Below are 12,722 nucleotides of genomic sequence, written 5' to 3'. Positions count from 1 at the left end.
TTGCGCCCGGACGGCGGCGCGGTTGCCGCCGTCGGCCCCGGCCGTTCTGCCCGCCGGCCCAGCGGACAAAGTGACAATGGCGGGGCGCGCGGCGTTCTGAGGCCTCCCACGGCGGGCCACACCGCGGATTCGATCACCAAGGAACACGGGGGAAGACAGGCATGGACTCGGTAGGCGTGGTGTTGGCAATGCTGCTGGCGGTGGTGGCCAGCGGCTACCTGGTGCGCATCATTCCGCTCTCGCTGCCGCTGCCTCTCGTGCAGATCGTGCTCGGCGCGGTGATCGCCGGGGTGTTCAACCACGGCGTCACGCTGGACCCGGAGTTCTTCTTCCTGGTGTTCCTGCCGCCGCTGCTGTTCCTTGACGGCTGGCGCATGCCCAAGGACGGGCTGTTCCACGACAAGGGCGTGATCCTGCAGCTCGCGCTGGGCCTGGTGCTGTTCACCGTGATCGGCGCGGGCTACCTGATCCACTGGCTGATCCCGGCGATGCCGCTGCCGGTGGCCTTCGCGCTGGCGGCCATCGTGTCTCCGACCGACCCGGTGGCGGTGTCCTCGATCACGGCGCGGGTGCCGATCCCCAAGCGGCTGATGCACATCCTCGAAGGCGAATCGCTGCTCAACGACGCCTCGGGCCTGGTGTGCTTTCGCTTCGCGGTGGCGGCGGCGCTGACCGGCGGCTTCTCGCTGGCCTCGGCCTCGCTGACCTTCCTCTGGGTGGCGCTGGCCGGCCTGGGCCTGGGCGTCGGCGTGACGCTGGCCGTGAGCTTCGCGCAGCGCTGGCTGTCGCAGCATTTCGGCGAAGAAAGCGGCTCGCCGATCCTGATCAGCCTGCTGATTCCGTTCGGTGCCTACCTACTGGCCGAGCGCCTGCAGGCCTCGGGCATCCTGGCCGCCGTGGCGGCCGGCATCACGATGAGCTACGTCGAGCTGACCGGCCGCGCGCTCGCCACCACCCGGGTGCAGCGCACGGCGGTCTGGAACACGGTGCAGTTCTCGCTCAACGGCATCATGTTCGTGCTGCTGGGCGAGCAGCTGCCCAGCCTGCTGCGCGGCGCGGCCGAATCGGTCGAGCAGAGCGGCCACCTCAATCCGGGCTGGCTCGCGGTCTATGCGCTGGCGATCAGCCTGGGTCTGACGCTGCTGCGCTTCGTCTGGGTGGCGGTGGCGCTGCGCCTCACGCTGTTCAGGGCGCGCCGGCGCGGCGAGCCGCTGACCCGGCCGCACTGGCGGCTGATCCTGGCCACCTCGCTGGCCGGCGTGCGCGGCGCGATCACCATGGCCGGCGTCATGACCCTGCCGCTGGCGATGCCCGACGGCGCGCCGTTTCCCGCGCGCGACCTCGCGGTGTTCCTGGCCACGGCGGTGATCCTGCTGTCGCTGGTGATGGCCAACCTCGGCCTGCCGCGGCTGCTGCGCGGACTCAAGCTGCCCGAGGAGCCGGCCGAACGGCAAGAGGAAGACCGCGCCCGCCGCGAGGCGGCCACGGCGGCGATCGCCGCGATCGAGCGGGCGCAGCGCGAGCTGCTGCGCGACACTGCCGAGGCCGACCTGCACAGCCAGGCCGCCGCGCGTGTGATCGCGCTGTACCAGCGCCGGCTCGACGGCGGCGCCTCCAGCGAGAGCGCCGAGCAGCTGCGCAAGGCCGAGCGGATCGAGAGCGCGCTGCGCCTGGCCGGCCTGCAGGCCGAGCGCGAGGCCGTCTTCCATCTGGCGCGCCATGCGCGGATCTCCGACGAGACCTCGCGCAAGCTGGTGCGCGAGATCGACCTGGTGGAGTCGCGCTACCGCTGAAGCGGCTCAGCCCGGGTGCGTGGCGGCGGCGAACAGGCGCTGGAACTGCGCCAGCTCGGTGGCGTTGAGATCGCTCACGGCCCAGTAGCGCATGCCGCCGTGGGCCCAGCGCACCTGCTGGAAGCCCTGCTGGCTGGCGGCATCAGGCGGCGTCTCGCGGCCCGAGGCGTCGGGCCAGACGTAGAGATTGACCACATGCTCGCGGCGCCGGTAGACCAGCACGGCCACCGGGCGCTGCGCCAGCGCGAGGTAGTCCAGCCGGCCGCCGACCAGCGTGAAGTCCTGCGCCGCCAGGTCGGCCACGGGCGGCGAGAAATCGAGCTTGCCGTTGAACCAGGGCTTGACGGTGTGCTGGTCGGTCGAGGGCACGTCCGTCAGGTGGCTCACCATCAGCGAGCGCACATGGCTTGCCACCACCTCGTCGCCCAGGCGCTGCGCCGGCGACGGCGCGCCCAGGTAGAGCGTGAGCGTGACCGCCAGCGCCATCAGGCTCGCCAGCGCGGCGCCCAGGTTGATCCAGGCCCAGGGCGCGCGCGCCCAGGCGCTGCGCCGCCGGCCCTCGTCGCGCACGGCCGCGCGTACGCGGCGCTGCAGCGCCGGCGGCAGCGCGTGGCGCAGGCCCTGGGCGCGCACGGCGTCGCGCAGCGCCTGCGCCTGCGCGAACACGCGCCGGCAGCCGTCGCAGCCCGCCAGGTGGTCGGCCACGGCGGCCGTGCCCTGCGGGTCGAGCTCGTCGTCAATGTAGGCGTTCAGCAGCGCCTGGATGTCGTGGCATGGCATCGCTTGTTGCTCCTGTGGACCCCGGCCCCAGCGATGCCGCCAGCAGCTTGCGCCCGCGCGCCAGCCGCGACATCACGGTGCCCAGGGGAATGCCGGCAATGGCGGCGATCTCCTTGTAGGACAGTCCCTCGATCTCCTTGAGCACGACCACTTCGCGAAAGGCGCAGGGCAGTTGCCGCAGCGCCTCGTTGACGCGCTCGCGCAGGTCCTTGCGCGCCAATAGCGCCTCGGGGTTCAGGTCCAGCCCCTCGTCGGCGAACAGCGTTGCCGACGGGTCGTGCAGCTCCTCGTCGAAGCCGAGGTCGGCGGCATGCGGGCGGGCCTCGCGCTGGATCGTATAGAAGGTGTTGCGCACGATGGCCAGCAGCCAGGCGCGGGCGTTGTCGCCGCGAAACGAGTCGAAGAAGCGGAACGCGCGCAGCACCGACTCCTGCACCAGGTCATGGCTGTCCTGCTCGTTGCGGCACAGCCAGCGCGCCAGGTTGTAGGCGGCCGGCAGGTGCGGCAGCGCAACGGCTTCGAACCGGGCGGTGTCGGTGGGGCGATTCACGGGTGGTAGACGCACGGAACCCCGGTTCTATTCCCGGGAGGGCCCGAATCTTTTTGGCGCGGCGCCGGGAATATTCGCCGCCCTTCGCCGGTTATACCTCCAGGGCGAGACGGACGGTCGTCGACATCGCCCCTTCCCCCTTCAAGGAGCCCGATATGACACGACCCACCCTGGACCGACGCGAGTTTCTCGCCCTGGCCAGCCTCGGCGGCGGCGCGGTGTTCGCTTCCGGCCTCTACGGCTGCGCCACCCCGGCAGCCGCTGGCGCCGAGGATTTCTTCTTCGTGCAGCTGTCCGACAGCCACTGGGGCTTCGAGGGGCCGCCCAACCCCGACGCGCGCGGCACCCTGCCCAAGGCGGTGGCGGCCGTCAATGCCTTGAGCGTGCCGCCGGACTTCATCGTCTTCACCGGCGACCTGACCCACACCACGGACGACCCGCGCGAGCGGCGCGAGCGCATGGCGCAGTTCCGCGACATCGTGTCGGGGCTCAAGGTGCAGGAGAGGCACTTCCTGCCCGGCGAGCACGACGCCTCGCTCGACCACGGCAAGGCCTTCCAGGAGTTCTTCGGCCCGACGCACTACACCTTCGACCACAAGGGCCTGCACTTCATCGTGCTGGACAACGTGTCCGACCCCGCGGCCCGCCTGGGCGACGAGCAGCTGCAATGGCTGCGCGGGCACCTGGCCACGCTGCCGCGCGACACGCGCCTGGTGGTGCTCACGCACCGCCCGCTGTTCGACCTGGCGCCGCAGTGGGACTGGGCCACGCGCGACGGCGAGCAGGCGGTGGCGCTGCTCATGCCCTTTGCCGACGTGACCGTGTTCTACGGCCACATCCACCAGGAGCACCACCACATGACCGGGCACATCGCCCACCATGCGGCGCGCTCGCTGATCTTCCCGCTGCCGGCGCCGCTCTCGGCGCCGCGGCGCCTGCCGCTGCCCTGGAATCCCGAACATCCCTACGAGGGCCTGGGATTCCGCGGCATCCAGGCGCGGGCCGCCACGCCGGCGCTCGCGCTCACCGAACTGCCCGTGGTGCGCGGATGAGGCCGCCCCTCGCACCCGCCGCCGGCCGGCGGCAGTTCTGCGCCCGCCTGGCGGGCCTCGCGGGCCTGGCCGCGGCGGGCGCCCTCGCCGGCGATGCGCTGGCCCAGGCGCCCGTGCGCGTGATCCGCATCAGCGCCCGGCGCTTCGTGTTCACCCCCGGCACGGTGCGGCTGAAGCTCGGCGAGCCGGTGCAGCTGGAGCTCACCACCGAGGACGTGCCGATGGGCTTCAGCGTGCCGGACTTCAAGGTGCGCCAGGACATCGTGCCGGGCACGACCCAGACGCTGCGGCTGCAGCCCGACAAGGCCGGCGAGTTCGTGTTCCTGTGCGACGTGTTCTGCGGCTCGGGCCACGAGACCATGAACGGCAGCCTCGTGGTGGAGGCCTGAGGAAGGCCGTGCTGGCGCCAAGGTGACGCACGCCGGCCGGCGGCGCGGCTACGCTTCATGGCTGACACAGGAGACCTTTGCCATGAACACCTCTGACCTCTTTTCCCTCAAGGGCCGCACCGCGCTCGTCACCGGCGGCTCGCGCGGCATCGGCCGCATGATCGCGGCGGGCTTTCTGGCCCAGGGCGCGCGCGTCTACATCACGGCGCGCAAGGCCGCCGCCTGCGACCAGACGGCGCGCGAGCTGTCGGCCATCGGCCCCTGCGTCTCGCTGCCGATCGACGTGTCCACGCTGGACGGCGCCCGCGCACTGGCCGCGGCCTACGCGCAGCACGAGGGCTCGCTCGACATCCTGGTCAACAACGCGGGCGCGGCCTGGGGCGCGCCGTTCGACGAGTTTCCCGAAGGCGGCTGGGACAAGGTGGTGGACCTGAACCTCAAGGCGCCGTTCTTCCTCACGCAGACGCTGCACGAGCCGCTGCGCAAAGCCGCCGCGCAGCGCCCGGCCAAGGTGATCAACATCGCGTCGATCGACGGCGTGTCGGTCAACCCGCAGGAGACCTATTCCTACGCCGCCAGCAAGGCCGGCCTGATCCACCTCACGCGGCGCATGGCGCTGCGGCTGGTGCAGGACAACATCGTGGTCAGCGCCATCGCGCCCGGCGCCTTCGCCTCCGACATGAACAAGGACGCGCGCGACCACGGCGACGAAATCTCCGCGCGCATCCCGGCCCGGCGCATCGGCACCGACGAGGACATGGCCGGCGCCGCGATCTACCTGGCCTCGCGCGCGGGCGACTACGTGGTGGGCTCGACGCTGGTGGTGGACGGCGGCGTGACGCACGCGCGCTGATTCACGCGGCGCATGGTGTGAAGGCGAGCCGGATCAACGCGCCGCCAGCCGCCACAGCGAGGTGACTTCGGCCGCGCGCGCCGCATGCAGCGGGTCGCTGGCATCGGCCGCCTTGGGGTGCTGCGGCCGCGCGTCGAGCCGGCCTTTCACCGTGAGGCCGGCGGCCTCGATCCAGCCCAACAGCTCGTCGCGCGTGCGCAGGCCCAGGTGCTCGGCCAGGTCCGACAGGATCAGCCAGCCCTCGCCGCCCGGCGCCAGGTGCGCCGCCAAGCCGCCGAGGAAGCCGCGCAGCATGCGGCTGCCCTCGTCGTACACCGCATGCTCGATCGGCGAGCTCGGCCGTGCCGGCACCCAGGGCGGGTTGCAGACGACCAGCGGCGCGCGCCCTTCGGGAAACAGGTCGGCCTCCAGCACCTGCACGCGCTCGCCCAGGCCCAGCCGCGCCAGGTTCTCGCGCGCGCAGGCCAGCGCGCGCGGGTCCTGGTCGGTGGCCAGCACGCGCTGCACGCCGCGGCGCGCCAGCACGGCCGACAGCACGCCGGTGCCGACACCGATGTCGAACGCCAGCGCCTGCGACGGCAGCGGCGCATCGGCCACGAGCTGCACGTATTCGCCGCGCACCGGCGAGAACACGCCGTAGTGCGGATGGATGCGCGCGCCCAGGGCGGCGATCTCCACGCCCTTCTTGCGCCACTCGTGCGCGCCGACCAGCCCCAGCAGTTCGCGCAGCGAAACCACGAAGCCCTCGGCTCCGGCCGGGCCGTAGGCCTCGGTGCAGGCCGCCCGCACATCGGGCGCGCGGCGCAGCGCGATGCCGTAGTCGGCCTGCAGCGGGATCAAGAGCATGGCCAGCACGCGGGCGCGCTGCGCCTGCGCCTGGCGATGCAGGTGAAAGGCCTCGGCCGGCGAGGCGGCGGGCGCGGGCGCCTTGCGCGGCCGGCGCTCGACGCGCCGCGCCAGCGCCTGCAGGAGCTGGCGCGCGTTCTGGAAATCGCCGCACCACAGCAGCGCCGTGCCCTCGCAAGCGAGGCGGTAGGCGGCATCGGCGCTGAAGCTGTTGTCCAGGGCCTCCACCACGCGCCGGGGCGGCGCGGCGCGGCTCTCCGAATGCCAGCGGGCCGAGCGGGCCTGCCCCTCGTGCGTCCAGTGCAGGGCCGGGGCCGGCTCGCTCATGGGCGTGTGGCGGCTCAGCTCAGGGCGCGCTTGAGCCGGATCTCTTCCAGCTTCACCGAGCCCATGGTGACGGTCTGCGCGGTGTTGAGTTCGCGCTTGAAGCCGGCGAGTTCGTGAAAGCGCAGCGCGCGCTCGTTGCGCAGCGGCACCCACACCGTGACCTGGGTGCAGCCTTCTTCCAGCAGCCCTTCGCGCGCGGCATCCCACAGCGCCAGGCCCACGCCCTTGTCCCAGTGCGAGGACAGCGCGTAGATGGCCCAGATTTCGCCGGTGGTGGGCTTGGATTTCGCGTCGCGCGAGCGGTCGAAGCCGACGAAGCCAACGATCTGGTCGCCGTCCAGCGCCACATGCACCTGCGGCTCGCTGTACTCGATGGCTTCGCGCCAGTAGGCCAGGCGTTTCTCGGGCGGCACCGTGCCCAGGTGTTCGTCGGGCACGAGGCCCTGGTAGGCGGCGCGCGAGGCGCTGGCGTGGATCTCGGCGACGGCCTTGGCATCGCGCAGGGTGGCAGGTCGAACCTGGTAACTGGACATGGCGGAATCAGGAATAGAAGTAGGAGTCGTGACGGGGAACAGCGGTTCCCGGGTGCAGGATTGTCACCGCAAACCGCGAGCGCGCCCGGCGGCGCCCGGCCGGGGTTGGGGCAGCCCGGTCAAACGCTACACTTTTGATAGCAAACTATGACCGCAGCACCTGGACATCGGCCTGTTTTCATTGTCAAACCGCCCCCGGAAGGCTGTTTCATGCCCTCCCCGGCCGATCAGGAGCGCCGGTCAAGCCAGACCGCGTAGAGTGCCGCCGCCAGGCCCAGGGTGGCCGACGCGAGCATCACGCAAAGCAGCGCCTGGGTGCCGCTGGCCTCGGTCAGAAACAAGCCTGAGGCCGAAGCGACCAGGGCGCCTCCCGCCAGCGTGAGCGACGCGGCCAGCCCGGCGGCGGTGCCGGCCAGATCGGGGCGCACCGACAGCGCGCCCGCATTGGCGCCCGGCATGGTCAAGCCATTGCCCAGTCCGATGAACACGCACGGCCCGAAGAACGCGAAGACATGCGTGGCCCCGCACAGGGACAGCAGCAGGCCCGCCAGCAGGCCGGCGCAGGTCAGCAGCCGACCGGCGAGCACCGTCGTGCTCAAGGGGTAGCGGGCGGCGTAGCGGCTTGCCAGGCGGCTGCCCACGATGAACCCGGCCGGGACCATGCCCATGAGCAGGCCGAGCCGGGCGCTCGAGCCTTCGAGCGAAGGGCCGGCGGCCGAGGCCGCGGCGCCCAGGAAGATGTACAGCGTTCCGATCGAGAACGCCATGCAAAGCACGTAGGCCCCAAATCGCGCCGAGCCCAGAAGATCGCCATAGCCCCGCAGGTAGCTCGCCAACGGCCGGGCGGCGCTCTTCGGCGGCGCCTTCAGATCGGCCGCGGCCAGGGCCAGCACGGCCGCCCCCAGGATGGCGAAGGCGACGAAGTTCGCGCGCCAGCCGAACACCTGGTCCAGCAGGCCGCCGAACGCCGGGCCGGCCATGGGCGCGATCGCCCACGAGGAAGCCACGTAGCCCATTTTGCTGGCGGCTTCGCGCTCGCCCGAGGACTCCCTGATGATCGCCAGCGAGACCGAATACCCCGTCGCGATCACCGCCTGCATCAGGCGGAACAGGAGAAAGACGCCGATGCTGGGCGCGAGCGCGCAGCCGACCGACGCCACGGTGAACAGCGCCACGGCCGCCAGCACCACCGGGCGCCGCCCGTACCTGTCGGACAACGGGCCGGCGACCAGCTGGGTGAGGGCCGCGACGACGGCAAAGCCGGCCACCGACAGGTTCACGAGCGCAAAGTCGGCGCCAAAGGCCTGCGCGATGTGAGGCAGCGACGGCGTGAACATGTTGACCGGCAGCGCGGCGATGGCCGACAGGAAGATGAGGGTCGTCAGGCGCGGGCCTGCGCGGGATGCGTTCATTTCAAGGTCTTCCACAACGAGGACGGATCTGGCGCATCGGCCCTGCGAACCTGTCGCACGGGGCGATGCGCCACCAGCTGCCGTCGCGGAAGTTCGGCCATCCGAGCTTGTTGAAGGCAGTCGAAGCCGTCAGTGAAACCAGGCTCTGTGGTGGCCCTGATCTCCTGAGTTGCTTTCGAGCGTCCGCTTGTGGCCGAGGCTGCGTGAAAACGCATTCGAAGCACGAGTATGCCGAACTTTGCGCTTCCCAGGAACCGCCACCCCCGGGAGGAAGGCCTTGCGCATCGGCCGGACCCGCCTGTCCGGCAAAATGGCCCCATGCCCGAGACCGCCTCGCCCCCCTCTGCCGCCGGCCTGGTGTTCAGCGCCCGGACCGAGCCCGAGGGCGAGCGCTTCGACGCGCCGGCCGGCCAGCCGCTGCTGCAGTCCGCGCTGCAGGCCGGCGTGGTGCTGCGCAGCTCGTGCCGCAACGGCACCTGCCGTACCTGCCTGTGCCGCGCCCGCGGGCAGGTGGCCTACCGCATCGAGTGGCCCGGCCTGAGCGCCGAGGAAAAGGCCGAAAACTACATCCTGCCTTGCGTGGCGTATCCGCTGTCGGACGTGGTGCTGCTGACGTGGGATCAGGGCTAGCAGGCGCTACCGCTGGCGCCGCGCCAACGCGCCCAGCGTCTGCAGCGCGCCTTCCAGCGCCTCGCTCCAGGGGTGCCCGTAGTTCAGCCGGATGCAGTGGCGGTAGTCGCGCCGCGCCGAGAAGATCGGCCCCGGCGCCAGGCTGATGCCCTGCTCCAGCGCCGCCTGGTGCAGGGCCAGGGTGTCGAAGCCCGGCTCGAACGCCACCCACAGGAAGTAGCCGCCGGGCGGGCGCGACACGCGCACCCCGGGCGGCAGGTGCCGCGCGATGGCCTGCAGCATCTGCGCCTGCTGGCCTTCGAGCAGGTGGCGCAGGCGGCGCAGGTGCTTGTCGTAGCCGCCGTGCTGCAGGTAGTCGGCCAGCGCCGCCTGGGCCGGCACGCTGGCCGACAGCGTGGTCATGAGCTTGAGCCGCTCGATGCGCTGGCCGAAGCGGCCCGGCGAGACCCAGCCGATGCGGTAGCCCGGCGCCAGCGTCTTGCTGAACGAGCTGCAGTGCATCACCAGCCCGCGCCGGTCGAAGGCCTTGGCCGGCAGCGGGCAGCGGCTGCCGAAGTACAGCTCGCCGTAGACGTCGTCCTCGATCAGCGGAATCTCGTGGCGCGCTAGCAGCGCCACCAGTTCCTGCTTCTTGGCCTCGTCCATGCTCGCGCCCATCGGGTTCTGGAACGAGGTCATGAACCAGCAGGCCTTGACCGGGTGGCGCTTGAGCGCCTCGGCCAGCGCGGCCAGGTCGAGCCCGTCGCGCGGGTGCACCGGGATTTCGAGCGCCCGCATCTTCAGCCGCTCCAGCGCCTGCAGCGCGGCGTAGAAGCCCGGCGACTCGATGGCGATCAGGTCGCCCGGCTGCGCCACGGCGGCCAGGCACAGGTTGAGCGCCTCCAGCGCGCCGCTGGTCACCACCAGCTCCTGCGCTGGCTGCGGCAGGCCCATGCCGAGGTAGCGCAGCGCGATCTGCTGGCGCAGGCTGGCGCTGCCCTGCGGCAGGTCGGCCGTGCTGTCCTGCGGGCTCAGGGTGCGCGCCGCGGCGGCCAGCGAGCGGGCCAGCCGCGGCAGCGGAAACAGCCCGGACGAGGGAAAGGCCGAGCCCAGCGGCACGATGGCCGGGTCCTGCGCGGCGCCCAGCACCGAGAACACCAGCTCGCTGATGTCCACCCGCGCCGACACCTGGGTGCGCCCGCCGCGCTCGGGCTCGGCCAGCGGCCGCATGCCGGTGCCCGCCACGTAGTAGCCGGAGCGCTCCCTGGCGCGCACCAGGCCCTTTTCTTCGAGCCGGTAGTAGGCCTGGAAGGCGGTGGAGGGGCTGATGTCGTGCTGCGCGGTGAGGGTGCGGATCGACGGCAGCCGCGTGCCCGGGGCCAGCCGGCCGGTGCGGATGTCGGTGGCCAGCAGATCGGCCAGCTGTTCGTAACGTTTCATGCCGCGGCGCTCAACTGATATCGCTATTTCTGAGCATTTTGCATCTGATATGGTTTTTTCATCCTCATCTGATGCTTACACCCCTGGCCTGGATGGGGCATCATCCCAGGCATCGTGAAGACCGTTTCCTCCCCCCTCGCAGGCGCCGGTGCGCGCCTGCTGGCGGCGCTGGCCCTGGCCAGCGCCTTCGCGGCCCAGGCCGCCCCCACTTTTGAAGACAGCATCGCCCAGCGCGCCATGGCCTGCACGGCCTGCCACGGCAAAGAGGGCCGCGCCGCGCCCGATGGCTTCTACCCGCGCCTGGCCGGCAAGCCGGCGGGCTACCTCTACAACCAGCTTCTCAACTTCCGCGACGGGCGGCGCCACTACGGCCTCATGACCGGCATGGTGGACCTGCTCTCGGACGACTACCTGCTGGAGATCGCCCAGTATTTCTCCTCGCTCGACGTGCCCTACCCGCCGCCGCTGCCGCCCGCTGCGCCGCCTGACGTGCTGCGGCGCGGGCAGGCGCTGGTGCAGCAGGGCGACCCGGCGCGCCGCATCCCGGCCTGCGTGCAGTGCCACGGCCAGGCACTGACCGGCGTGACGCCCAACATCCCCGGCCTGCTGGGCCTGCCGCGCGACTACATCAACGCCCAGCTCGGCGCCTGGAAGACCCGCCAGCGCCAGTCGCATGCGCCCGACTGCATGGCGCAGATTGCCGACCAGCTCGGCACCGACGAGGTGGCCGCCGTCTCCAGCTGGCTCGCCGCGCAGCCGCTGCCCGCCGTCACGCACCCGGCCGCCGCGCTGCCCGCGCCGCTGCCGGTGGCCTGCGGCAGCGCGGCGCTGCCCTCGAGGAAGCAGCCATGAAAAAGCTCCCCGCCCTGCTGCTGGCCGGCGTGGCCGTGCTGGCCGTCGGCGCTGCCGCGCTGGTGTGGCGCCTCAACCTGCGCGACGAAACCGCCATCGCGGCCGGCCCGCCGCCGGCTGCCTCGGCCGAGCAGGTGGCGCGCGGCGCCTACCTGGCGCGCGCGGGCAACTGCATGACCTGCCACACCACGCGCGGCGGCACGCCCTACGCGGGCGGCCTGGGCATCGACACGCCGTTCGGCACCGTGTACTCGAGCAACCTCACGCCCGACGAGGCCACTGGCCTCGGCCGCTGGACGCCCGACCATTTCTGGCGCGCCATGCACAACGGCCGCGCGGCCGACGGCCGGCTGCTCTACCCCGCCTTCCCCTACCCCAACTACACCCAGGTCACGCGCGCCGACTCGGATGCGCTCTACGCCTACCTGCGCAGCCTGCCCGCCACGGCGCGGCCCAACACGCCGCATGCGCTGCGCTGGCCCTTCAGCACGCAGCCCGCACTGGCGGTGTGGCGCGCGCTGTACTTCAGCCCCGGCGTCTACGAGACCGACACCGCGCAATCGGCCGAATGGAACCGCGGCGCCTACCTGGTGCGCGGGCTGGGCCACTGCGCAGCCTGCCACACGGCGCGCAACGTGCTCGGCGCCACCGACGACCGGCTCGACCTGGCCGGCGGCCTGATCCCGATGCAGAACTGGTACGCGCCCTCGCTCACCTCCGACACCGAAGCCGGCCTGGCCGGCTGGGACACGCCGCACATCGTGAGCCTGCTCAAGACCGGCGTGTCGCCGCGCGGCTCCACCATCGGCCCGATGGCCGAAGTGGTGCTGCGCAGCACGCAGTACCTGTCGGACGGCGACCTTGGCGCCATGGCGGCCTTCCTCAAGAGCCTGCCGCCCACGCCGGCCGAACCGGCGCCGCGCAGCGCCCCGCCCCCGGCGCGCGTGGCCACGCGCGGCGCCAAGCTCTACGAGCAGCATTGCGTGCAGTGCCACGGCGACACCGGGCAAGGCGTGCCCGGCGCCTACCCGGCGCTGGCCGGCAACCGCGCCATCACGCTGGACCCGCCCGCCAACCTGGTGCAGATCGTGCTCAACGGCGGCTTCGCGCCCGCCACCGCGGGCAACCCCCGGCCCTACGGCATGCCGCCCTACGCGCTGGTGCTGTCCGATGCCGACTTGGCGGCCGTGCTGACCCATGTGCGCAACGCCTGGGGCAACCGTGCACCCGAGGTGACGGAGCTGCAGGTGAACCGCTACCGGACCACCTCGCGCCAGTAGAAAGAA

Annotated in this window: 13 protein-coding genes; 7 read left to right on the top strand and 6 right to left on the bottom strand. The window is 71.9% G+C overall.

Annotation, left to right across the window (positions count from 1 at the left end; translation table 11 throughout):
• Positions 1-161 precede the first annotated feature (161 nt).
• The gene (locus MMF98_RS04255; RefSeq protein WP_243304651.1) at positions 162-1,793 is read left to right on the top strand and encodes a Na+/H+ antiporter; all 1,632 of its coding nucleotides are present in this window, start codon (positions 162-164) and stop codon (positions 1,791-1,793) included.
• A gap of 6 nt (positions 1,794-1,799) precedes the next feature.
• On the opposite strand, the gene MMF98_RS04250 is transcribed toward MMF98_RS04255, so the two are convergent.
• Positions 1,800-2,573, bottom strand: a complete 774-nt coding sequence (locus MMF98_RS04250) for an anti-sigma factor family protein (protein WP_243304649.1) — start codon at positions 2,571-2,573, stop codon at positions 1,800-1,802.
• Positions 2,530-3,123, bottom strand: coding sequence for a sigma-70 family RNA polymerase sigma factor (locus tag MMF98_RS04245; RefSeq protein ID WP_243304648.1), 594 nt, complete (start codon positions 3,121-3,123; stop codon positions 2,530-2,532). Before MMF98_RS04245 ends, MMF98_RS04250 begins: the two co-directional genes overlap by 44 nt.
• A 155-nt stretch (positions 3,124-3,278) precedes the next feature.
• On the opposite strand from MMF98_RS04245, the gene MMF98_RS04240 reads away from it, so the two are divergent.
• The 3 genes from MMF98_RS04240 to MMF98_RS04230 all read left to right on the top strand — a co-directional run bounded on the left by MMF98_RS04240 (position 3,279) and on the right by MMF98_RS04230 (position 5,417).
• The gene (locus MMF98_RS04240) at positions 3,279-4,175 is read left to right on the top strand and encodes a metallophosphoesterase family protein (protein ID WP_243304647.1); all 897 of its coding nucleotides are present in this window, start codon (positions 3,279-3,281) and stop codon (positions 4,173-4,175) included.
• On the top strand, positions 4,172-4,564 hold the full coding sequence (locus MMF98_RS04235) for a cupredoxin domain-containing protein (protein WP_243304645.1): 393 nt from the start codon (positions 4,172-4,174) through the stop codon (positions 4,562-4,564). The genes MMF98_RS04240 and MMF98_RS04235 overlap by 4 nt, the downstream gene beginning before the upstream one ends.
• Positions 4,565-4,646: 82 nt before the next feature.
• Positions 4,647-5,417 carry an SDR family oxidoreductase gene (locus tag MMF98_RS04230; protein ID WP_243304644.1) on the top strand — a complete coding sequence of 257 codons (771 nt, stop codon included), beginning with the start codon at positions 4,647-4,649 and terminating at the stop codon, positions 5,415-5,417.
• Positions 5,418-5,450: 33 nt separating this feature from the next.
• Here the strand turns inward: MMF98_RS04230 and MMF98_RS04225 are convergent, their stop codons facing one another.
• The 3 genes from MMF98_RS04225 to MMF98_RS04215 all read right to left on the bottom strand — a co-directional run bounded on the left by MMF98_RS04225 (position 5,451) and on the right by MMF98_RS04215 (position 8,535).
• Entirely contained in the window at positions 5,451-6,590 is a 1,140-nt protein-coding gene (locus MMF98_RS04225; RefSeq protein ID WP_243304642.1) for a N5-glutamine methyltransferase family protein, read from the bottom strand.
• Between the two features lie 14 nt (positions 6,591-6,604).
• Complete coding sequence (locus tag MMF98_RS04220; RefSeq protein ID WP_243304641.1) at positions 6,605-7,123, bottom strand: GNAT family N-acetyltransferase; 519 nt, start codon at positions 7,121-7,123, stop codon at positions 6,605-6,607.
• Positions 7,124-7,350: 227 nt separating this feature from the next.
• Complete coding sequence (locus tag MMF98_RS04215; protein ID WP_243304638.1) at positions 7,351-8,535, bottom strand: MFS transporter; 1,185 nt, start codon at positions 8,533-8,535, stop codon at positions 7,351-7,353.
• Positions 8,536-8,853: 318 nt separating this feature from the next.
• Between MMF98_RS04215 and MMF98_RS04210 the strand changes: the two genes are divergently transcribed.
• Positions 8,854-9,165, top strand: a complete 312-nt coding sequence (locus MMF98_RS04210) for a 2Fe-2S iron-sulfur cluster-binding protein (protein WP_243304637.1) — start codon at positions 8,854-8,856, stop codon at positions 9,163-9,165.
• A gap of 6 nt (positions 9,166-9,171) precedes the next feature.
• Here MMF98_RS04210 and MMF98_RS04205 read toward each other — a convergent pair whose 3' ends face one another.
• A complete protein-coding gene (locus MMF98_RS04205; RefSeq protein WP_243304636.1) occupies positions 9,172-10,584 on the bottom strand; it encodes an aminotransferase-like domain-containing protein in 1,413 nt (470 codons plus the stop codon).
• A 111-nt stretch (positions 10,585-10,695) separates the two neighbouring features.
• Between MMF98_RS04205 and MMF98_RS04200 the strand changes: the two genes are divergently transcribed.
• Complete coding sequence (locus MMF98_RS04200; protein WP_423837611.1) at positions 10,696-11,436, top strand: c-type cytochrome; 741 nt, start codon at positions 10,696-10,698, stop codon at positions 11,434-11,436.
• Positions 11,433-12,716, top strand: coding sequence for a c-type cytochrome (locus MMF98_RS04195; RefSeq protein WP_243304631.1), 1,284 nt, complete (start codon positions 11,433-11,435; stop codon positions 12,714-12,716). Before MMF98_RS04200 ends, MMF98_RS04195 begins: the two co-directional genes overlap by 4 nt.
• Positions 12,717-12,722: the final 6 nt, after the last annotated feature.

The organism is Variovorax terrae (assembly GCF_022809125.1).
Taxonomy (GTDB): Bacteria; Pseudomonadota; Gammaproteobacteria; order Burkholderiales; family Burkholderiaceae_C; genus Variovorax_A; species Variovorax_A terrae.
Note: the sequence above shows the minus strand (reverse complement) of the source record. Positions and strands in the feature narration are given on the sequence as shown.

What these genes read in the sequence shown, in the direction of transcription:
- MMF98_RS04255 (WP_243304651.1), top strand. Translation starts at nt 162, where the DNA reads ATGGACTCGGTAGGCGTGGTGTTGGCAATGCTGCTGGCGGTGGTGGCC.
- MMF98_RS04250 (WP_243304649.1), bottom strand. Translation starts at nt 2,573, where the DNA reads ATGCCATGCCACGACATCCAGGCGCTGCTGAACGCCTACATTGACGAC.
- MMF98_RS04240 (WP_243304647.1), top strand. Translation starts at nt 3,279, where the DNA reads ATGACACGACCCACCCTGGACCGACGCGAGTTTCTCGCCCTGGCCAGC.
- MMF98_RS04235 (WP_243304645.1), top strand. Translation starts at nt 4,172, where the DNA reads ATGAGGCCGCCCCTCGCACCCGCCGCCGGCCGGCGGCAGTTCTGCGCC.
- MMF98_RS04230 (WP_243304644.1), top strand. Translation starts at nt 4,647, where the DNA reads ATGAACACCTCTGACCTCTTTTCCCTCAAGGGCCGCACCGCGCTCGTC.
- MMF98_RS04225 (WP_243304642.1), bottom strand. Translation starts at nt 6,590, where the DNA reads ATGAGCGAGCCGGCCCCGGCCCTGCACTGGACGCACGAGGGGCAGGCC.
- MMF98_RS04220 (WP_243304641.1), bottom strand. Translation starts at nt 7,123, where the DNA reads ATGTCCAGTTACCAGGTTCGACCTGCCACCCTGCGCGATGCCAAGGCC.
- MMF98_RS04215 (WP_243304638.1), bottom strand. Translation starts at nt 8,535, where the DNA reads ATGAACGCATCCCGCGCAGGCCCGCGCCTGACGACCCTCATCTTCCTG.
- MMF98_RS04210 (WP_243304637.1), top strand. Translation starts at nt 8,854, where the DNA reads ATGCCCGAGACCGCCTCGCCCCCCTCTGCCGCCGGCCTGGTGTTCAGC.
- MMF98_RS04205 (WP_243304636.1), bottom strand. Translation starts at nt 10,584, where the DNA reads ATGAAACGTTACGAACAGCTGGCCGATCTGCTGGCCACCGACATCCGC.
- MMF98_RS04195 (WP_243304631.1), top strand. Translation starts at nt 11,433, where the DNA reads ATGAAAAAGCTCCCCGCCCTGCTGCTGGCCGGCGTGGCCGTGCTGGCC.